At 55.8% G+C, this 21,435-nt stretch carries 17 protein-coding genes; 9 read left to right on the forward strand and 8 right to left on the reverse strand.

The genetic code is table 11. The features are described from left to right. Both GZH47_RS07470 and GZH47_RS07475 read left to right on the forward strand, forming a co-directional pair. Positions 1-810 (forward strand): histidinol-phosphatase, encoded by an 810-nt coding sequence (locus tag GZH47_RS07470; protein ID WP_162639523.1) that lies wholly within the window; start codon positions 1-3, stop codon positions 808-810. Between the two features lie 208 nt (positions 811-1,018). Continuing rightward, entirely contained in the window at positions 1,019-1,942 is a 924-nt protein-coding gene (locus tag GZH47_RS07475; protein ID WP_162639524.1) for an EamA family transporter, read from the forward strand. Here the strand turns inward: GZH47_RS07475 and GZH47_RS07480 are convergent. Beyond that, a complete protein-coding gene (locus GZH47_RS07480) occupies positions 1,907-2,776 on the reverse strand; it encodes a DUF695 domain-containing protein (RefSeq protein ID WP_162639525.1) in 870 nt (289 codons plus the stop codon). The genes GZH47_RS07475 and GZH47_RS07480 overlap by 36 nt on opposite strands. Before the next feature lie 244 nt (positions 2,777-3,020). On the opposite strand from GZH47_RS07480, the gene GZH47_RS07485 reads away from it, so the two are divergent. Continuing rightward, entirely contained in the window at positions 3,021-3,329 is a 309-nt protein-coding gene (locus GZH47_RS07485) for a winged helix-turn-helix transcriptional regulator (protein ID WP_318653418.1), read from the forward strand. A gap of 1,151 nt (positions 3,330-4,480) precedes the next feature. Here GZH47_RS07485 and sdhB read toward each other — a convergent pair. The 3 genes from sdhB to GZH47_RS07500 are packed head-to-tail and all read right to left on the reverse strand — an operon-like array spanning position 4,481 to position 7,705. Next, on the reverse strand, positions 4,481-5,245 hold the full coding sequence (gene sdhB / locus GZH47_RS07490) for a succinate dehydrogenase iron-sulfur subunit (RefSeq protein WP_162639526.1): 765 nt from the start codon (positions 5,243-5,245) through the stop codon (positions 4,481-4,483). A 17-nt stretch (positions 5,246-5,262) separates the two neighbouring features. Further along, the gene (gene sdhA, locus GZH47_RS07495) at positions 5,263-7,008 is read right to left on the reverse strand and encodes a succinate dehydrogenase flavoprotein subunit (RefSeq protein ID WP_162639527.1); all 1,746 of its coding nucleotides are present in this window, start codon (positions 7,006-7,008) and stop codon (positions 5,263-5,265) included. A 25-nt stretch (positions 7,009-7,033) separates the two neighbouring features. Beyond that, positions 7,034-7,705: a succinate dehydrogenase cytochrome b558 subunit gene (locus GZH47_RS07500; RefSeq protein WP_162639528.1), complete on the reverse strand. Its 672-nt coding sequence runs from the start codon at positions 7,703-7,705 to the stop codon at positions 7,034-7,036. A 295-nt stretch (positions 7,706-8,000) separates the two neighbouring features. Here GZH47_RS07500 and GZH47_RS07505 point away from each other — a divergent pair, with 295 nt between their 5' ends. Beyond that, positions 8,001-8,894, forward strand: a complete 894-nt coding sequence (locus GZH47_RS07505; protein ID WP_162639529.1) for a LysR family transcriptional regulator — start codon at positions 8,001-8,003, stop codon at positions 8,892-8,894. A 390-nt stretch (positions 8,895-9,284) separates the two neighbouring features. Beyond that, positions 9,285-10,922 carry a CPBP family intramembrane glutamic endopeptidase gene (locus tag GZH47_RS07510; RefSeq protein ID WP_162639530.1) on the forward strand — a complete coding sequence of 546 codons (1,638 nt, stop codon included), beginning with the start codon at positions 9,285-9,287 and terminating at the stop codon, positions 10,920-10,922. Here GZH47_RS07510 and uvrC read toward each other — a convergent pair. Next, positions 10,891-12,972 (reverse strand): excinuclease ABC subunit UvrC, encoded by a 2,082-nt coding sequence (gene uvrC / locus GZH47_RS07515; RefSeq protein WP_162639531.1) that lies wholly within the window; start codon positions 12,970-12,972, stop codon positions 10,891-10,893. The two genes, GZH47_RS07510 and uvrC, sit on opposite strands and share 32 nt — an antisense overlap. Positions 12,973-13,261: 289 nt before the next feature. On the opposite strand from uvrC, the gene GZH47_RS07520 reads away from it, so the two are divergent. From GZH47_RS07520 to GZH47_RS07535, 4 genes are all read left to right on the forward strand, one after another. Beyond that, a complete protein-coding gene (locus tag GZH47_RS07520; RefSeq protein ID WP_162639532.1) occupies positions 13,262-13,408 on the forward strand; it encodes a YqzM family protein in 147 nt (48 codons plus the stop codon). Positions 13,409-14,823: 1,415 nt separating this feature from the next. Next, positions 14,824-15,918, forward strand: a complete 1,095-nt coding sequence (gene rsgA, locus GZH47_RS07525; protein ID WP_162645115.1) for a ribosome small subunit-dependent GTPase A — start codon at positions 14,824-14,826, stop codon at positions 15,916-15,918. 174 nt (positions 15,919-16,092) lie between these two features. After that, positions 16,093-16,758, forward strand: coding sequence for a TetR/AcrR family transcriptional regulator (locus GZH47_RS07530; protein WP_162639533.1), 666 nt, complete (start codon positions 16,093-16,095; stop codon positions 16,756-16,758). Positions 16,759-16,857: 99 nt separating this feature from the next. Next, on the forward strand, positions 16,858-19,095 hold the full coding sequence (locus GZH47_RS07535; RefSeq protein ID WP_162639534.1) for an MMPL family transporter: 2,238 nt from the start codon (positions 16,858-16,860) through the stop codon (positions 19,093-19,095). 115 nt (positions 19,096-19,210) lie between these two features. Here the strand turns inward: GZH47_RS07535 and GZH47_RS07540 are convergent, their stop codons facing one another. From GZH47_RS07540 to cysW, 3 genes are read right to left on the reverse strand one after another with little or no spacing between them, the layout of a single operon-like run. Beyond that, positions 19,211-19,429, reverse strand: a complete 219-nt coding sequence (locus tag GZH47_RS07540) for a YezD family protein (RefSeq protein ID WP_162645116.1) — start codon at positions 19,427-19,429, stop codon at positions 19,211-19,213. Positions 19,430-19,475: 46 nt separating this feature from the next. Further along, positions 19,476-20,540, reverse strand: a complete 1,065-nt coding sequence (locus GZH47_RS07545; protein WP_162645117.1) for an ABC transporter ATP-binding protein — start codon at positions 20,538-20,540, stop codon at positions 19,476-19,478. A 2-nt stretch (positions 20,541-20,542) separates the two neighbouring features. Continuing rightward, complete coding sequence (cysW, locus tag GZH47_RS07550; protein ID WP_162639535.1) at positions 20,543-21,421, reverse strand: sulfate ABC transporter permease subunit CysW; 879 nt, start codon at positions 21,419-21,421, stop codon at positions 20,543-20,545. Between the last annotated feature and the right edge of the window lie 14 nt (positions 21,422-21,435).

Consider the following 21,435-nt stretch of genomic DNA (forward strand, 5'->3'; position numbering starts at 1 on the left):
ATGAAATTCGACTTACATACGCATCATTTCCGTTGCGGACACGCGGATGCTACGATCGAGGATTACATCCAAGCCGCCATCGAAGCCGGTCTGGACGTGATCGGAATTTCGGATCATTCGCCTTATTTCTTCAGCGATCAGGATCGTTTGAATCCTGGCATCGCGATGGCTAAGAGCGAATTCGTTAACTATATCGACGAGGTGCTGCGGCTGAAAGCCAAATACGAAGGCCGAATTGACGTGCTGCTTGGCGTCGAGTCGGATTTTTTCCCCGAGCATGCCGGCCTGTATCGCGACATCTACGCCAAGTATCCGTTCGACTACATTATCGGCTCGGTGCATCAATCGCGCGGCGTCAGTATCTTCAACCGCAACCGCTGGAAGGGCATGTCGGACGAGCGCAAACAAGACGAGAAGCGCCACTACTATAAGCTGATCGGCGAGTCCGCCCGAAGCGGCATGTTCCAAGTGCTTGGACATATCGACGCGATGAAAGGCTATTTCCCCGCGTTCTCGGATATCCAAGCGGACGACGCCATTGACGAAGCGCTGAAACTGATCGCGCAGAGTAACGTTTCCATCGAGATCAATACTTCCGGCTCGACGAAGGATGTCGGCGGCTGGTATCCGTCCGACGCGATCTTGGAACGAGCCCTCCATTTCGGTGTTTCCGTTACGTTCGGCTCCGACGCGCATAAGCCGAGCCGCGTTGGCGAAGATTGGGACCGCGTTGCGAGACGGTTGAAGGAAATCGGCTTTAAGAAGTGGGTGTACTACAAGCAAAAACAGCCTGTGATCGTGCCGCTATAAAGTCATTGTTGTGCAGGCATTGTTGCAGATGAGGGCGAACAACCGGGTAAAAAAAAGCGGACCTGCACACCGCAGGTCCGTACAAAATATATAATCAAAAGGGGGTCTTGGTCAGTATCATACCCCACGAATGTAATGGAACGATAACAGGAATATTGCAGTTGTATGACAAATTCGATGCGTGCCCGGATAGAAAGGTGAAATCAACATGTGGTTTGCAGCTGCCGTCAGCAGCGCATTGCTCTTCGGGCTTGCGGGCTGGTGGATGAAGGTGTCCCAGATGCAGGGCGGTTCCTCCGTCTTTCTGTTTCTGGGACTTTATTTTTCCGGCGCGGCCGGATTTGCCGCGAACGGCGTGATCGAAGGCACGCTCGGAGCCGCGATGTTGGACCCGCGGGTTTGGGCGGCTGGCGTGCTCATCGGTGCCGGTTCCGCCATCGGCAACGCGCTGTTCATGAAGGCAATCGCTTGCGGTCCTGCCAGCCTGACCTCGCCTCTGACGAATATGAACATCATATTGGTCATCGGACTCGGTACCTTCGTCTATGATGAGCCGCTGACTGCATTCGAGCTGTCCGGCGTCCTCCTGCTGCTCGCCGCCGTCGTCCTCATTTCGATCAAACGCGGCGGACAGCGCACCCGCATACAACCCAAATGGAATCTCTACGTCGGACTCAGCATCCTGCTGTTCGCGGTCCGTAACGGCGGGTTGAAAGTAACAGATGCCATCGGCTTGAACGGCACGCCGGTCTTATTCGCCGCTTACCTGCTTTCGTTCATCGGTTTTGCCTGGATTGCGGTTCGCAATCGCTCGCTCGTGCAGCCGCTTGGCAAGATATCGCAAGCTGCCGCTGCCTCCGCCACCGACGATGGAATGATGACGCGCCTTCGCAGAGCCCCTTCCGTAGGTCTGAAATGGGGACTTGTCGCCGGGCTGTTCTCCTATGCCGGACTGCAGTTGTATGCCGTCGCCTTGCAAACCGGACAGGCTAATATCGCCGGTCCGATCTTTGCCGCCAACAGCCTTGTCGTCGCCGCAGGTTCCATTGCCTTATATCGCGAACGCTTGACCGCGCTCCAATGGTCGGCTTTCGTCTTAATGTTTGCCGGTTTGATTCTGATTCGAATGTGAATGGCCGCCGCGAGCGAAAACCTTGCGCAGCGTAGAATGCGCCATTTCCTTGCGGCGTCTCATATAGCGGCGGAACCGATTGGCGGTCGACAACCGCATCGTAGCTCCCCAGCCGTCGTACCGGCCCATCTTGCCGTCGAGCAGCCGGTGAAGGTCGCGTACGCGGGCATTGACCGTCTCCAGCCGAACGTCCTCGTACTTGCTAATCACGAGCGGATAAGGGAAGTCGTCCTCCGGCTTGCTCTCCTTGTCCTTCTCGATCACATATCCCTCGCTCTGAAGCAGTTCCTCCATTGCGAGCCGTTCATCATCCTCCCGAAACAACAGCCAATGATACACGTTTCTTGGCTCCGAGATCTTATCGCCTTTATGAATGAGTGCGTAGATCATTTGCGCGTTATGGACATATAGCTCTTCAAGCGGACTAGGCAGCAAAAAACGATAAAACTCCCATTCCGGATCGGGCTTGATATAAGACTGCGCGCGGTGCTGCCAATGCTCGTCCAGCCACTCGCGAAGCGCTGCGCCGTCGATCCGCCCTTCTTTCGCGTAATAATAAAATTCCAACCGCGTCGCCGCATTGATCCGTCCAACGTAGATCGCTTCCGAAGTCGCGTTCAGCCAGTGCTCCAGCTTCGATTCAAGCTCTTCCAGCTGCAAAATAAACTGTCGATTGTTGCGGCTGCTCTCGCGAACCGGATACAAATTCACCGTAACGGACATCAGATCTTTATATTCCTCCAAAGGCGACGTCGCCTTATAGCCGATATTAACGAGAACGCGCATCTGTTCACTGCCCGTGCGCCGTTCATAGAAACCCCAATTGTCTGTCATTGCACACCTCGATACCATGTATGTCTCATTATTATAACAGGCAAAATTCGACCACGTACTAGAAAATATTTCGGCTCCGATTATGAAAGTGATGAGCCTATTTCCATATTATGACTATTAAACACAGACTTACTTTACTATAGTTGATACAAAATGAAAAGTATTCTGCCGCGCAAGCCGAATATCCATTCCATTTACAAATCGTCCTGTGTTACAATAGAACTAGCGAAAGAGGGGTGATAACGTGGATTATTCCAAAATGTGCCCGAAGTACGAATGTGCGACTGAGCTTCTTGGAAAGAAATGGACGGGGTTGATTATACGCGTTCTTTTGGGTGGACCGAAGCGGTTCAAGGAAATCAAGGAACAGATTCCGGAGATGAGCGACAAAATGCTGACCGACCGGATGAAGGAACTGGAACATTGCGAAATCATTAGACGAAACGTCTATCCGGAGATGCCTGTTCGGATTGAATATGAACTGACCCAAAAAGGGCAAGGACTCGAACCCGTTATCCAATCCATTCAAGATTGGGGCGAAAATTGGTGCTAAGCCGCCGATAGCATGGCGGCTTTTGCTTTCATAGCAAGGAAAGGGCTGTTCCCGATTGTCGGGAACAGCCCTTTTGTGTTGTTCAGGCGCAGCGCCTGGACGTCTTAGCGGCTGCGCGCTCCAAGTCCATATATGGACTTGGAGCGCGTCGACAGCCTACTGGCTGATGAGCAGGCTGACCCGCCGCAGATGCCGGCCTGCGGCGTTGGCAATGTACTGCACCCGGTGCAGTACATGCTTGGGTTTTGCTGCTTTGAAAGCAATGTACTGTACGTGGTACAGTACATGCTCGGGTTTTGCTGTTTTGAAGGTAATGTAGTGTACTGCACGGGGCGCAGTACATGCTCGGGTTTTAGCTGAGGTCGGAAGATCAGCTTCGGTTCGGCTGGCGGCAAAGCCGCAATGATTGCTTCAGTTTGTGAGCGAAGCTACAAAGCTGACTGGCGCCCGGGACACTGAAGCAGAGCTCCCAAAAGATCTGCTACGCAGGTTTTGCCAATGAGAGCTCCATAGTCGCTCCCATTCGCAAAACCTGAACCCCCTACAAGCGAAGGTTTGATAAACCTGCGACCTTGCCGCGGGCAAGCGCAAAAAAACAGGCACCGCGAATCCGCCGCTCCCGCGAGGGAGCCACTTACAAATCGCGAAGCCTGTTTTGCCCCTCCCTATCTCCCCTAACCGCGAAGGTTTGATAAACCCGCGATCCAGGCGCGGGCAAACGCAAAAAACAGGCACCGCGGAGCCGCGGCGAACCAGGGCGGCGGCACGGAGCACAGATTTTACGAAGTAGAGCGACTTTGGTGCGGAGCACCACGGGAGCGCTGATCGTAAAATCTGTACGGAGTGCCGCTCCCGCCGGGGAGCCGCATCGCTTCGCGCAAGCCTGTTTTGCCCCTCCCCGATTCCCCGCGAAGGTTTAATAAAGCCGAGACCTTGGCGGGCAAAAGAAAAGGCACCGCGAAACGACTGCGGCGACCCGGTCCGGCACGGAGCACGGCTCTTCCGAATTCGAGCGACTTTGGTGCGGAGCACCACGGGAGCGCGAATCGGAAGAGACGTTCGGAGTGCCGGACCCTTAGGGAGCCCATCAAGTCTTTCGCGATGCCTTTCGACGCCCCGCCAACGGAGCGCCTTTATTCCTCAAACCGAAGCTACATGCCCAGCCATTTCTTGAACAGATGCTTCGTCGTATCCTTGTTGATCGCCGCGATCGAAGTCGTCAGCGGAATGCCTTTCGGACACGAGCGCACGCAGTTCTGCGAGTTGCCGCAGCCTTCGATGCCGCCGTCGTCCATCAGCGCTTCCAGACGCTCTTCCTTGTGCATTTCGCCTGTCGGATGCGCGTTGAACAAGCGCACTTGCGAAATCGCCGCCGGACCGATGAAGCTGTTGCGGTCGTTGACGTTCGGGCACGACTCGAGGCAGACGCCACAAGTCATGCACTTGGACAACTCGTACGCCCATTGACGCTTCGTTTCCGCCATGCGCGGGCCAGGGCCGAGATCGTACGTACCGTCGATCGGAATCCATGCCTTGACGCGCTTGAGCGCATTGAACATGCGCTCGCGGTTGATGACAAGGTCGCGCACGACCGGGAACGTCTTCATCGGAGCCAAGCGAATCGGCTGCTCCAGCTTGTCGATCAACGCGCTGCACGCTTGACGAGGCTTGCCGTTGATGACCATGGAGCAAGCGCCGCAGACCTCCTCGAGACAGTTGGATTCCCAGCAAACCGGAGCCGTCTTCTGGCCGTCGCTTTTCTTCGGATTCCGCTGAATTTCCATAAGCGCGCTGATTACGTTCATGTTCGCGCGGTATGGCACTTCGAACTCTTCCGTGTAGGTCGCCTTGTCGGGTCCGTCCTGGCGCGTAATGACCAGCTTGACCGTTTTCTGTGCTATTGCTGTTTCCGCCATCGTGATTCTCCTTCCTTTTATTTATCTTTCGAGTAGTCGCGTTTACGCGGTGTGATCAGCGAAACGTCAACGTCTTCGTACGAAATTTGCGGGCCTTCCGCCGTCCATTTCGCTTTCGTCGTCTTGAGGAATTCCTCGTCGTTGCGGTCCGGGAATTCCGGCTTGTAATGCGCACCGCGGCTTTCGTTCCGCAGCAATGCGCCCAGCGTCATCGCTTCGGCCAGCTCCATCATGTTCCACAGCTGACGCGTAAACGCAACGCCGGAATTGTTCCAGCTTGCCGTATCGTTGATGTTGATGTTCTGGTAGCGCTGCTTCAAATCCTTGATCGTTGAGATCGTCTCTTCCAGACGCTTATTGAAACGAACGACGGTCATGTTGTTCGTCATCAATTCGCCGAGTTCTTTATGCAGCACGTACGCGTTCTCGGTGCCGTCCATTTTCAAGATGCTCTCGTATTTGTCGGTTTGACGCTTCTTCTCGCGGTCGAACACGGAAGACGAAATATCTTCGGCCGATTTCTTCAAGCCTTTCAGATATTCTACGGCTTTCGGTCCTGTGATCATGCCGCCGTAGATGGCGGAGAGCAGGGAGTTCGCGCCGAGACGGTTTGCGCCGTGGTATTGATAATCGCATTCGCCGCAAGCGAACAAGCCGGGAATGTTCGTCATTTGGTTGTAATCGACCCACAGGCCGCCCATGGAATAGTGAACCGCCGGGAAAATCTGCATTGGGATTTTCCGCGGATCATCGCCCGTGAACTTCTCGTAGATCTCGATAATACCGCCGAGCTTAACGTCGAGCTCCTTCGGATCCTTGTGAGACAGATCAAGGTAAACCTTGTTCTCGCCGTTGATGCCGAGCTTCTGATCCACGCAGACCGCGAAGATTTCGCGAGTTGCGATGTCGCGCGGCACAAGGTTGCCATACGCCGGATACTTCTCTTCGAGGAAGTACCAAGGCTTGCCGTCCTTGTATGTCCAGATCCGTCCGCCTTCGCCGCGCGCGGATTCCGACATCAGACGGTTTTTGTCGTCGCCTGGAATCGCCGTTGGGTGAATTTGAATGAACTCGCCGTTCCCATAGTAAACGCCTTGCTGGTACACGGCGCTTGCGGCCGTACCGGTGTTGATGACGGAGTTCGTCGTTTTGCCGAAAATAATGCCAGGGCCGCCGGTTGCGAGAATAACCGCGTCCGCAGCGAACGTATGGACTTCCATCGTGCGCAGGTCCTGTGCGGAGATACCGCGGCAAACGCCGTCGTCGTCGAGAATCGCGCCCATGAACTCCCAGTGCTCGCGCTTCGTCACGAGACCGGCTGTTTCCCAGCGGCGAACTTGCTCATCCAGCGCATACAGCAGCTGTTGACCCGTCGTAGCGCCCGCAAATGCCGTACGGTGATATTGCGTACCGCCGAAACGACGGAAGTCAAGCAAGCCTTCCGGCGTACGGCTGAACATAACGCCCATCCGGTCCATCAAGTGAATGATGCCTGGAGCTGCGTCGCACATTGCTTTAACAGGCGGTTGGTTCGCCAGGAAGTCGCCGCCGTAGACGGTATCGTCGAAGTGCTCCCACGTGGAGTCGCCTTCGCCCTTCGTATTCACGGCGCCGTTGATGCCGCCTTGCGCGCAAACGGAGTGTGACCGTTTAACGGGCACGACGGAGAACAAGTCGACGTGAACGCCGGCTTCAGCCGCTTTAATTGTAGCCATCAGGCCGGCAAGACCGCCGCCGACGACAATCATTCTATTTTTAGCCATTTCTTATTCGCTCCTTGTCCTAGACTTAAACGAGATTCGTCACTTGCAGCGCGGCGGAAGCCGCTTCCTTGAACTCATCGCCGCGGAAAGATACGAGCGACAACAAGAACAATACCGCTACGATGACGAAGACGCCCATCCAAATGTAAGACGAGACACGCTGCGCGCGCGGTCCGATCGTGATGCCCCAGCTGACGAGGAATGCCCACATGCCGTTGCTGAAGTGGAACGTAGCAGCCAGAATACCGATGATGTACAGCACGAAGTAGAAGCCGTTCGTCGTAATCGAGTGCATTTGGTCGCCAAGCTGCTCATGCGTAACATTGCCAAGCGCGACTTGGAGCCTCGTTTGGTACAAATGCCAGAAGATAAAGATGAAGGTAATCACGCCCGAAATCCGCTGCAGCGTGAACGCCCAGTTGCGGCCGTACTGGAAGCGGCCGGTGTTCAGGTTGGACTGGTAAGCCACATACAGCCCGTAGACGCCGTGGAACAGCAGCGGCAGCCAAATGCCGATCAGCTCCAGGAAGAATACAAGCGGCAGATCGTTCAGCCACTTAACGCTGTCCGCGAATCCCTGCGGTCCTTTGTCATAGGCCGAGAAGTTCGTTATCATGTGCTCGATAATGAACAGGCCTAGCGGGATGACTCCGAGCAAGGAGTGAAGCTTGCGCGAAAAATACGAATTTCCTTTCATGTCGTAAACGTTCTCCTTTCCATACTGTGGGGTTGCATTCGCCAATTTTCGCCATTAGACAAAACCATTCTTCATTGTACCCCTCGCCAAAAAAGGCGTCAATAAAGTTTCTTCGCATAGACAAGATGGCATTTATACACGCGAGCCTATAAATGTGATCTTGTTTATAAGGATTTACACATAATGGTCACATTTCACATGATACTCCTTTTGCGCTTATAATGGAATTGCTTATTATTCATTAAAACTTATAACCAAAACGCATATGCACTGCAAAATAAGGGGGAAACATCCCATGCTCGAGGAATTGAACATGTTTACCGTCGTTGTGGAACAGTCCAGCATGAACAAGGCATCGGCGGCGCTCAACCTGTCCCAGCCCGCCCTGTCCCGCAAAATCGCCAAATTGGAACAGGAGCTCGGCACGCTGCTTTTCCGCCGAATCGGGAAGCGGCTGGAGCTCACCCGCATCGGTCAGCTAACCTACGATTACGCGGTGGAAGCGCGGCAGCAGCATCTTCGCTTCCTGAAGCTGCTTGCGGAGTACAAGGACACTGGCCGCTCCACGTTTACGATCGGGGCAAGCCTGACGACGCTTCAAACCTCGCTGCCCGATTTGATCCAAGCGCTGACGGCGCACAGCCCGGAGCTCGATATCAAAGCGATCACCGGCAAAACCCATGAAATCGTTACGCTCGTCCGGGACCGCAAAGCCGATCTGGGCATCGTCGCCTCGCGTATCGAGGATTCGCATCTCAACTGCGTCCCGCTCTTCGACGACCATCTCGTGCTCGTGCTGCCGCGGAACCATTTTATAATGGAGAAGACGGCTCCCGTCATCACCAACTTGAACGGCATGCCGATGATCTTGTTCTCCAAAGGTACTTGGTACCGCATCCTGACGGACGAGCTGTTCGAGCGTTACCGCCTGCTGCCTGACGTCCGCATGGAAATCGACTCGTTCGAAGCCATCCTGCGCCTGCTGCATACATGCCGGGCGGCGACGCTGCTGCCGAAATCGTATTTGCGCCCGCAAATGCTGACCGACAACGACCTGCTGGTCGTCCCGATTCGGGAACTGGAGCAGTCGAAACGGACGACTTCGCTCATTTACGACCATTCGGACAGCCTAAGCCCGGCCGTCAAGCATTGGATCGAGGAAATTGCTTCCCAATACAAGCCCGTATAGCGGACCGAATCAAAGCGTTCGGTCTTTTCCAGAGGAGCTCGTGCATGCAAGCAGAAGCCCCTCTTCTTTATTGTTTGCCATTTTCCGCATCCAATACCATGCATACGGACGGATATACGGCTGTTCTTTATGCACGGGTGCCTGTCCGTTATTTGATAACAGTTCTTCGCGGACGCAGGCGCAAACATTTTCCTTTCTCTATCTGCGGACGAACGTTTTATTGTAGCGATCGGCGAATAAGTATAGGACATGACCCCTCTCCGAACATTCCGATCCTGTCTCTTGGAAGCCCCGATCGCCCTCATGGATAATCGGGTTTCGGTTATGTTAAGGTTAGGAAATGTACTCGGGCTTGCCCTGTCGAACAAAACGAAGCAAACGAGGTGCTGAATGGATCCATTGCAGTTAAAACCCAATTGGAAATGGTTCGGATGGTTGGCCGGAATAGGAATCATCATTTATTTGCTCATCCAAATCATCCCGTCTACAGCGGAATCCTTCTTCTCGAATAACAGCGAGCCCATCATCGCCAAGAGCAAGGCAGAGCAGGCCGCGGCTGATTTCGTCCAGAAGCAGTATGCCTCCCGTCCGGTCAGCGTGCACGCCGTGCATCAATCGGACAGCATGCTCTACGGCTACCTGGAGAAGAACAAGCTGACACGCAGTTACGAGGATAAATACGATGCGACGCTCCCGACCGATACGTTCCAAGTGACCGCCGACATGCCGGATGAAAGCGTCGTGTTCGTCTACGTCCATATGCAAAAAGGGACGGTCGTGGCGTGGAACCAACTGCACGACCCGGAAGGCGTGCCTGCCAAGGACAACGGGCTGACCGACTCCGCGCTCGCGTTCGCCGCTTCCAAAGGCTATCCGGGCTCCGAGCTGAAGGTATACCGGACCAATCCGGACACCGGTGACGTATGGCTGGAGAAAACAAGCTCCGATGTCGGCCAGGCGAAGCTGATTCTCGGCATTCGCAGCGAACAGCTCCAAGGCGGCGGCTACCGCATCACATCGTTCAAGCCGAGTTTCGTCGTCCCGGTCAGCTATTCCGATTATGTAGAGAAGCAGAAGAAGCTCGCCAACTATCTATCGTCCATCGGCAGCTTGTTCCTCTCCTTCGTCCTGTTTATTCTGGCTATCATTTATGCATCGCTTTACCGCAAGCACAGCTCGTTCGTACGCGGCATCGTCATCTCCCTGCTGTTCCTCGTCATGTATATTGTCAATGACATCAGCATGAAGGACGGCCTGTTGGCCAGCTACGGGGAAAGGACCGACGGGAGCATCTTGGCGGCATCGGGCGTGATCGTGACCTGTCTCGTGACGATTATCATGGCAATTGCCGTCTACTTCTCGCTCGTCGGCGGGGACGGGCTTTGGCGGGCAATGGGCCGCAATTTATGGCCGCGTTACGGCCAAGCCGGCTATGGCGACTTCGTATGGCGCAGCATGTGGCTCGGTTATCTGTCGGCTTTCGCGCTGCTCGGCTTGCAGACCGTCATCTTCATCGTACTCATGCATGCCTACGGTTCGTGGGCCACGACGGACGTGACGCAGTCGACCTATAATTTGGCGCTTCCTTGGGCGTTCCCGCTCCTGGCCTGGTGCGCCTCCATCTCCGAAGAAGCGGTCTTCCGGCTGTTCGGCATCGGATTGATGAAGAAGTGGTTCAAAAACTCTTTCGTCGCGTCGCTCATTCCAACGATCATCTGGGCGCTCGGACATGTCACCTATCCGATCTTCCCATCGACGACGCGGCTGCTGGAGCTGACGGTCATCGGACTTATCTTCAGCTTCCTGTTCCTGCGCTTCGGATTCATTACCGTCCTGTTCGCGCATGCAATCTTCGACAGCACCATGATGGCGATTTCCCTTATGTTCATGGGCAGCGCGAGCGATGTGCTGATCGGCCTCTTCTACATCGTCCTGCCGATTCCGATCGCTTGGCTCTTCCGGGCATGGGATCATAAAAAAAGAGGGTCGAAACCGTCTAGGACGGTTCCTCCCTCAATGCTTCAATAATTTGCGCGGCGAGCTTCTCGCCGATCGACAGAGGCCGGAAATCTTCGATTCCGGCTTCTTTTATTTTCTTGATGGAGCCGAAGTGCTTCAGCAGCAGCTTCCGCCGTTTCTCGCCGATGCCCGGAATCGAATCGAGGCGCGAAGCGACCATCGACTTGCCCCGCTGCTCGCGGTGGAACGTGATAGCGAAACGATGCACCTCGTCCTGGATCCGCTGCAGCAAGTAGAACGCCTGGCTGTCGCGCCCCAAGGGAACCACTTCCGGCGGGTCGCCTGTCATGAGCTGCGCCGTCTTATGCTTGGCGTCCTTGACGAGGCCGCAGACCGGAACGGCGAGGCCGAGCTCGTTCTCCAGCACGTCCAGCGCGGCGGAGATTTGCCCCCGGCCGCCATCGACGATGATCAGGTCCGGCAGGGGCAGGCCTTCGTTCAGCACGCGTTCGTAGCGGCGGCGGACGACCTCCCGCATCGTTTCGTAATCGTCGGGGCCCGTGACGGTTTTCACTTTATATTTGCGATATTCCTTCTTGTCCGGCTTGCCGTCGGTGAAGACGACCATCGCGGACACGGGATTCGTCCCCTGGATGTTGGAGTTATCAAAGGCTTCGATGCGGCTGACCTGCGGCAGGCCGATCGCTTCCGCAAGCCCTTCCGCCGCCTTGAACGTCCGCTCTTCGTCGCGCTCGAGCAGCTTGAATTTCTCTTCGAGCGCCATTTTGGCGTTTTGGACGGCCATCGCCACGACGTCCTTCTTCCGTCCCCGCAGCGGAATGAATACCTTCACCTTCAGCCATTTCTGCAAGGAGTTACGAAGCTCATCCTCCGGCGAACCGGCAATAGGCGCTTCCGGATCGGCCGCTTCTTCTTCCGCTTCCAATTCGCCGGCTTCATCGTCTGCTTCAGCCGCATGGCCGATCCGGTAAGCAGGTTGTTCTTCGGCAGCCAGCGATGCGGACTGAGCCCCATTAGCTGCTTCCGACAGCATGTCGGCACCATGCCCGGCTGCGGCGACCTGCCCTATTTTCGATTCCGCATCTGCATCCGCATCTGCTTCCGCGATGACTTCCGCCTGAGGAAGCGACGGCAGGAAAATCTCCTTCGGCAGCGCCGGATTCTCCGAATAATACTGCGTCACGAACGTCATGAAATCATCATAAGCGCTGCCGTAATACGGAAACATCGTAGCCCGGCGCTCGATCAGCTTGCCCTGCCGCATGTACATGATTTGCACGCACATCCAGCCCTTGTCGACGGCGAAGCCAAACACGTCGCGGTCCATCGCGTCGTTCATCGTAATCTTCTGCTTCTCCATAACCGCATCGATGGCGATGATCTGGTCGCGGAATTCCTTCGCGCGCTCGAATTCCATTTCCTCGGCGGCCGCTTCCATCTTGGCCTGCAGCGCCTTCTTCACCTCGTCATGTCCGCCGCCCAGAAAACGGGTGATTTCCTGCACCATCGTCTCGTATGTGCCCGGCGCAATGTCGAACTCGCACGGGGCCACGCATTGTCCCAGATGATAGTACAGACAAACCTTGTCCGGCAGCGTCCCGCATTTGCGCAGCGGATACAGCCTGTCTAGCAGCTTCTTCGTCTGCGTCGCGGCGAACGCGTTCGGATAGGGACCGAAATATTTCCCCTTATCCTTGACGATGCGACGGGTCACTTCGAGCTTGGGATGCGCTTCGCTCGTGATCTTAATATAAGGAAACGTCTTGTCGTCTTTCAACAGCACGTTATAGCGCGGGTGATACTGTTTAATTAAATTACACTCCAGGATGAGCGCTTCCATGTTGCTGGACGTGACGATATATTCGAAATCGCGGATCAGCGAGACGAGCCGCAGCGTCTTCCCGTTGTGGCTGCCGTTGAAATACGACCGCACGCGATTCTTGAGCACCTTCGCTTTGCCGACGTAAATGATGGTCCCGCCGCTGTCTTTCATTAAATAGCAGCCCGGCTGATCCGGCAGCAGCGCCAGCTTGCTGCGAATGCGTTCTTCCGCAAGACGCCTGTCAGCGGCCGTCTCGCTTGCTTGGTTATCCCCCATTGTTCTTCTCCCTCCCCGGATGCATGGGCGAGCAGTTCCGCGTCAGCGGAACGAACAGCCCCGGACGCATGGGCGAGCAGTTCCGCGTCAGAGTAACGGCTCGCCCGGTCGTTCGCTGACTATTATTGTACCACAACGACTGCTCGAATTGCGGCGGCAGCAGGGAGAGGAAGCGCAGCCAGAAGTGGAAATTGTCCTCAATTTTGTCACGTTCGGCGGCTTTACAATTATTCTGAAAGTTGGTTATACTATGGGGAGCAATCGTCGCCTTAGAGGAGGAAAATGTAACATGGAAAATGTGAGAGATCCACGCGAGCATCTGAATGAGGAGCCGCGCGATGATTTATTCGACGTCGCAATGGGCTTTGGCGGATTCTTCGGTCTTCTGTTCGTTATTTTCGCCGTTGCGGTGATTATTAAATTCGCGATTTCGTAATGTAAAGGCCTTGTTTCGGTTGCCTGCCGGAGCAAGGTCTTTTTAATATTTCATGCAAACCGGATCGGTCGGCACAGCAGTGACGGGCAATCGATGCGAGACAAAAAGGAACCTGGGCCTAGTCCCGGTTCCTTTTTTTGTGTAACCAATTTTGCGACGCAATACCAAAAGTACCCAAATACCTCAATCGGTATGACGTTTACATGCAAGTAACTTGCAAGAGTAACTTGCCTGTATGGGCATGTATAGGGACGAATGCGAAGTGCGCCCGGGGGCGCTAACGAATCGTATCGCGCTTATAGGAGCGAAAATAGAGCGGAATTTTTTCTAACGAATCGCAGCAGCGTTATGTCATAGGAAATACGTTAAAGTGGGTGGAATTACGCGTTTCTGTTGGCAATAGCGCTTGTGCGATTCGTTAGAAAATCAAAACGGCGTTTTGGGGTTGAATAAGGTTCCTGTGATTCGCTAGGGTTCTGTTCGCTAAGTTTCAGCTTTCCAGCCAGGCCCCCCCCCCCCGGTATCAGCCGCGAGCTTCAGCAACGCCATAGCCTAAGCCCTTGCTCTTGCTCTTGCTTTTGCTTTGGCTTTAGCTTTAGCTTTAGCTTTAGCTTTAGCTTTAGCTTTAGCTTTAGCTTTAGCTTTAGCTTTAGCTTTAGCCCTGGCCCCAGCCCTGGCCCTAGCCCCAGCAAAGCCATAATTCCGTTCTTAACTTTGCGTCGCTATCTATCAAGCACCGATTATGGCGTTGAGCCCAATTGACGTGAACAAACACATAATTAAAGTAATAAAAAAACCGTTTGTTGACAAACCCGTTCCGTTCAGCATAAAATGGCAACATCAAACAAACGAGGAGGCTGATGTCAAATGGTGACCACTTACACGATCGTTTCTGTAAAGGAAATCGCATATGCATCGGTCTCGGACGGATTATAGAGAAATCGGCACGCAAGCAGCTGCCGTTTCATTGCCGCAGGGAACCGAATGCTTCGGTTCCCTGCGGTTTTTTTCTGTCCGGGCCCAAGGGGCGCTCTGCCAATAGCGAGCAGGTTAGAACACGTGCGCATACATGTACGTGACATCGAACCGCCGCTCCTATCGGGAGATGCCGTCCCATCCGTGAACAGACCGCAGGAGATTCTTTCCTGCGGTCTTTTTGTCTTTCCGATCCCACTGTCAAGCAGCACGATGAACCATTTCGACCAACGAACAATCGAACAATTTAACATTCGAACAAAAGAATAATTAAACCAAAGGGGTTTTCCGATTTGAAATTCAGTTCTGTAACGAATAACCGTACAACTGCCAATCCGCTTGAATCCACTAACAGCAATGGCAGCAGCAACAGCATTAATAGCAACAACAACTTGAACTCCAATAACATCGGCGCCGTCACCGCCTTGAACGCCGGTTCCGTGTCCGCAGACACTCGGCCGCTTCAAGCGCTTGGCTGGAATGAACAGTGGCAGACGCTGTTCACGGCGGCGGCCAAGCCGATCAACGGTCTTGTTCCGGCCCGCGTAACCGCGCAATTCACGAACCAGTATCGCGTCTGGACCGACGAAGGCGAGCTCGCCGCGGAGGTAAGCGGCAAGTTTCAATTCCAGGCCGCCGCGCGCGGCGACTATCCGGCCGTCGGCGACTGGATTCTCGCGCAGCCGCTGCCCGGCGAGCGCCGCGCCATCATTCACGGCGTCCTGCCGCGCCGCACCGCAATGATTCGCCGGGCTGCCGGAAGCATTCCGGAGGAGCAAGTCATCGGCGCCAACATCGATACGTTGTTTATCGTCAATGCCTTGAATGGCGACTTCAATGTTCGCAAAATCGAACGTTACCTCATCGCCGCCTGGGAAAGCGGCTCCTCCCCTGTCGTCCTGTTGACCAAAGCGGACTTATGCGAAGACGCGCCAAGCCGGATCGCCGAAGTCGAAAGCGCGGCGCCCGGCGTACCGGTGCATGCCGTCAGCGCGCTCGAGGATCAAGGCCGCTCCAGCCTGCTCCCTTATTTGCAGCCCGGGCAAACCATTGCCGTAACCGGCTCGTCCGGCGCCGGCAAATCGACGCTGCTTAACTGGCTGGCCGGCGAAGAGCGGCAGCATGTGCAGGGCATCCGCGAAGACGACGCGCGCGGACGCCATACGACCACCCACCGCGAGCTGTTCGCGCTTCCCGGCGGCTTCATCCTCATGGATACGCCCGGCATGCGGGAGCTCCAGCTCTGGGAATCGGAGTCCGGCCGCCAGGAGGCTTTCGCGGATATCGAAGCGCTTGCCGACGCTTGCCGCTTCCGGGATTGCAAGCATGGATCGGAGCTGGGCTGCGCCGTCAAGGAAGCGCTGCGAAGCGGGGAGCTCGACGCGCATCGTTATGAAAGCTACAAGAAGACCGGCCGGGAGCTCGCGCATCAAGCCCGGAAGGAGCGTTCCGTTACGAATCGCGCCAAGAAAAGCGGGGATAAACGACTGGCCTCCCGCGAGAAGCAGGTGCGTCGATCGATGGATATGGATTGATTTTGAATTCCCGATTGATTGATTGATTCATCGATTGATTCATTGATTGATTCATTGATCGATTAGTTGATCGATTGATCGAATACGAGCGGAACGCCGCGCAATTGACGATCGGCCGCCAATTCTGTATGATCTTATCAAGTGATAAGCGATACAGCGAAAGGACCGCATGAGATGGCAGCACAGAAACCCAATCAATCCCATGATACGCGAACCACGATCGTCAAGACGGCGAAAGAGCTGTTCATGGAGCTTGGCTACCGCGCCGTATCGACGCGGCAGATCGCCGCTGTTTGCGGGATCACGCAGCCAGCCCTTTACCACCACTTCTCGGATAAGCAATCCATCTACGTAGAGGTCATGCGCTACGTCTGCGAAGGTACGAGACAAGCGCTGGAGAGCATCATCGGCAGGGAAACCACCGCGCATGAACGCCTGTTCCATGCGACGGCTTACATGATCGCGAATCATCCCGAGGATCTAAGCCGGATGTTCCACGACATCCGGCACGAACTGACGCCGGAATCGCAGGCAGCCGTCTATGCGCTCTGGAAGAACGCCTATCTCGTGCCGATCGTCTCGATCTTCGAGAGCGGTCAGCTTAGCGGCGAGCTCCGAAATTCCGGTCAACTCGGCATCGATCCCGTGATGTCCGCGCGGCTGCTCATGGGACTCATCAACCAGACGCTCTCCTCGCAAGCCGCGGGCGCTCCGGGCAGCCCTGCTGCGGCAGGCGCCGGAACGGGCAGGAGAGGAACGAAAGAATACGAGCAGCAAGCCCGCATGCTCGTCAACGTATTGCTTTATGGCTTGTCGGCCGCTGAACCGCCTACGGTTTAGCTGCCCCGGCAGCCTTTTTTTCCACCTACAGCTTATCGTTTGATAAGTGAAAGGTGCCTGTAAGAGAAGCCCCGAAGCCGATGACAAAGGAGAGAACGAATGAACATGAATTGGTTGAATCGATTGACAGGAGCTGTCGGCGGCCGCAAAGGCCGTTGGCTGACGCTCGCAGTATGGATTGTCGCCGTAGCGGCCCTCAACTTGTTTCTTCCGAGCGCCAGCGATCAGAAGAACGATACGCTTGGCAATTTCAGTGCCGACAAACCGTCCGCGGAAGCCGCGCGAATCATCGAGCAGCAGTTTCCATCCGGCGACGGCGTGCCCGCCTTATTGACCTGGTACCGCGCTTCAGGCTTGTCAGACGAGGATTTGCAAGGCATTCAAATGCTGGCGAAGCAGCTCGATGCTAACCCGGTTCCCCATCAGCAAAGCACCGTTCCGTTGGACCGCATGCCGCTTTCCGCGTTGAAACAGCAACTGTCCTCGGACGGCACTTCGCTTGTGCAGCCGGTGCTCTTCGATAAGAAAGCCGGCAGCGACGAGCTGAAGGAAGGCCTGGACGAACTGGAGAAGCAAGTCGACGGCGTCTTTGCCGGACAGCATCCGTTTCAGACGAAGCTTGCCGATTCCTCCGCGTTAGCCGTCCGCGCCACCGGGCCGGTAGGCATCGCCGTCGACGCGACGGGATTGTTCAGCAATGCCGACGTTTCGCTGCTCTTCGCGACCGTCGCGCTCGTTCTCGTCTTCCTGCTGCTGATTTACCGCTCGCCGGTGCTGGCGCTCATACCGCTGATCGGCGTCGGCTTCGCTTACGGAGCCGTTACGCCGCTGCTCGGCTTGTTCGCCAAAGCAGGCTGGATCGGCTACGATTCGCAAACGCTGTCCATCATGACCGTGCTGCTGTTCGGCGCAGGGACTGACTATTGCCTCTTCCTCATCGCGAGATTCCGCAGCGAGCTGAAGGAAGAAGACAGTACGTTCCGAGCCCTCAAGCTCGCCTTCGGCGGTACCGCAGGAGCCATAGCCATGAGCGGACTGACCGTCGTCATCTCTCTGCTCGTGCTGCTGCTTGGCGAGTTCGGCAGTATCCGGCGCTTCGCCGTACCGTTCAGCTTGGCGATTCTGATCATGATGATCGCGAGCCTGACGCTCGTTCCCGCTTTTCTCGCCATATTCGGCAGGGCTTCGTTCTTTCCTTTCATCCCGCGGACGCGCGAGATGGAAATCAGCCGCGCCAGGAAGAAAGGCAAAACGGCTCCAGTCGTTCGCGCGCGCGCAACGGCAAGCGACCGCCTGGGCGAGCTCGTCGTCCGAAAGCCGAAACAAATCACGGCGATTACGACGATCATCCTCGTCGTCTGCGTAGTTTTCGCCGGCCAGATCAAATATACGTTCGACACGCTCTCTTCATTTCCGTCCGATATGGGCTCGCGCGAAGGATTTACGCTGATCGGGGATCATTTTAATGCGGGCGAACTAGCGCCCGTCCAAATTGTCGTTCAATCCGAGGGCAAGACCGTCGGCGTGAAGGAGTCGCTCGCGGCGCTTCCTTACGTGAAGAACGTTTCCGACCCGCAGCAAGGCAGCAAGGATCCGGGCATGCTGAGCTACGACGTCGAACTGGCCGTCAATCCGTACGCGAACGAAGCGATCGATCATCTTCCCGAAATGCGCGCCGCCGCCGAGCAGGAGCTCGCGAAATCGCAAATTTCCGATGCTTCCGGCAAGGTGTGGATCGGCGGTCAGACGGCCGAACAATACGATACGAGACAGACGACAAGCAATGACGCGAAGCGCATCATCCCCGTCATCCTGGTCCTGATCGCGCTGCTGCTGCTCGCCTATCTTCGTTCCCTTGTCGCCATGCTCTATCTGATCGCAACCGTGCTTCTTTCGTATTACAGCGCGCTCGGACTGGGGTGGATCGTGCTGCATTACATCTTCGGCGCTAGCGCCATCCAAGGCCTTATCCCGCTCTATTCATTCGTCTTCATCGTTGCGCTCGGCGAAGACTACAATATCTTCATGGTATCGAGCATTTGGAAAAAATCCCGCACCATGCCGTTGCGACAGGCCGTCAAGGAAGGCGTGTCCCAAACGAGCTCCGTCATCACGTCGGCGGGCCTCATCCTGGCAGGCACGTTCGCCGTGCTCGCCACGCTCCCGATTCAAGTGCTTGTGCAATTCGGTACGATAACGGCAATCGGCGTGCTCTTGGATACGTTCATCGTCCGGCCTTTCCTCGTTCCCGCTCTGACCGTTCTGTTCGGTCGCTACGCATTCTGGCCGGCCAAAGCGCAGTCCGTGCAAGCGGCCGCCGGAGGGAAAGAAGCGTAATCCCGAAGCAGCCGGATGCGGACACCCGCCTTGCCCCAAAATAAAAAAGCGTCAGTTAACTCGGATTCATCCGCGAGTTGATTGACGCTTTTGTATAATGCGATGCGTATAAGGGCTAGTTGCCAACGGCTTTCAACTTGTCTCCGGCATTCTGCGTTGCCTGCGACTGCGGCTGTTTGGAAGCGCCCGCCTCGAAACGTTTGCGCTCGGTTCTGTCGATCTGGACGACGCGGCCGTCATGAACGGTAATGAGAACCGAACCGTATTCAAGCCCATTTACCTGCCCCGCAATGCGCTCTAACCATTCTTGATTCAACTCGATTGGCTTTGCCATCATAAACCCCTCCTAAATTAGGTATCCGATAAAGAAGAAACGGCTATTAAATATGAACCGGCAGCGGATCGACCTTGAGCGGATTCTCGATCATCGTCGCCGAGTCTTCCGAGATGACGTACAAACGATGGATAAGTACGGATACTTCGTCGCCCGGCTGCAGCGGCGCCTGATCCAAGGAGCGGTGCGCGGACAAGCGGTTGCCGCCGACTTCCACGTCCAATTCCAGATGGGCGCCGCGGAAGAACACATGGCGGACTTTACCCTGGACCGAGGCGGACGGGAACGGAATTTCCTCCCTGCATCCCACTTCCACGAACTCGGGGCGAATGATCGCGCGCGCCCCTTCCGAAACCGCCGTATGCTCGAACCCGCGCAGACTGCCGGGCTGCTCCACGATGCTGGAGTGGCCGATAAATCCGGCTACGAAGGCCGTTTGCGGGTCCGTGTAAATATGGATCGGCGAGCCTTGCTGCTCCAATTTCCCTTGCTGCACGATCAGCATCTCGTCGGCCACTTCGACCGCTTCGTCCTGATCGTGGGTGACGAAGATCGACGTAATGCCAAGCTCGGCGATCAGGCTCTTGAGCCATGTGCGAAGCTCCTTGCGAACCTTCGCGTCGATCGCGGCGAACGGCTCATCCAGCAGCAGCAAATCGGGCCGCGGCGCAAGCGCCCTGGCGAACGCCACCCGCTGCCGCTGTCCGCCCGAGAGCTGATGCGGATAACGGTGCTCGAACCCGCGCAGTCCCGTCAAATCGAGCAGTTCGTTCACGCGGTTCTTGATCTCCGTATTGCTCGTCTTGCGGATCGTCAGACCGAAGGCGATGTTATCGAAGACGTTCATATGCTTGAACAGCGCATAGTTCTGAAATACGAATCCGATGCCGCGCAGCTGCGGCTGCACGTCGTTAACGCGTTTGCCGTTGATGAAGATATCGCCGGAATCCGGCGTTTCCAGACCGGCCAATATGCGCAGCAGCGTCGATTTGCCGCCGCCGCTCGGACCCAGCAGACCGATCAGCTTGCCGCGTTCGATGGTGAAGCTCACATCCCGGACGGCTTGATGGCTGCCGAACGACTTGTTGACGTTTCTGACCTCGATATGCATGCTCAGCCCGCCTCTCTTGGAAGTTGCTTGGACGTTTTCCATTCAATGAAGCTCTTCACGATCAACGTCAGTACCGCCAGCATGACAAGCAGCGAAGCGACGGCAAACGATGCGGAGAATTGATATTCGTTGTATAGAATTTCGATATGCAACGGCAGCGTGTTCGTCTCGCCGCGGATATGGCCGGAGACGACGGATACGGCACCGAACTCGCCCATCGCTCTCGCGTTGCACAGAATAACGCCGTAGAGCAGGCCCCATTTGATATTCGGCAAGGTCACGCGCCAGAAGATTTGCCATCCTTTCGCCCCAAGGCTCGCGGCGGCTTCCTCCTCCTGCACGCCCTGCGCCTGCATGAGCGGGATCAGTTCGCGGGCCACGAACGGGAAGGTGACGAACGTTGTTGCCAGAATGATGCCCGGCAATGCGAACATGATTTTGATATTATGATCCGACAGCCACGGGCCCAGGAAGCCTTGCGCGCCGAACAGCAGAATGAACACAAGACCCGCGATGACCGGAGATACCGCGAACGGCAAATCGATCAGCGTGATGAGAATGTTTTTGCCCCGGAAGCGGAATTTGCTGATCGCCCATGCCGCCGCAACGCCGAATACGGTATTGAGCGGGACGGCGACGACCGCCGTCAGCAGCGTCAGCTTCAGCGCCGACAGCGCATCCGGATCCCGAAGTGCCGCGAAGTACACGTCCGAGCCCTTCTTGAACGCTTCGATGAAGATCGAAAGCAGCGGCAGCAGGACGACCAAACCTAGAAAGAGCAGCGCGATCGAGATTAGGACGATCCGTACGATAAGCGATTCGTTAATATGCTTCGGACGTGCCGACTTCTCGGACAATTGAACGGTAACAGCTCCAGCCATAATCGTTATCCTCC

Source organism: Paenibacillus rhizovicinus, assembly GCF_010365285.1.
Taxonomy (GTDB): domain Bacteria; phylum Bacillota; class Bacilli; order Paenibacillales; family Paenibacillaceae; genus Paenibacillus_Z; species Paenibacillus_Z rhizovicinus.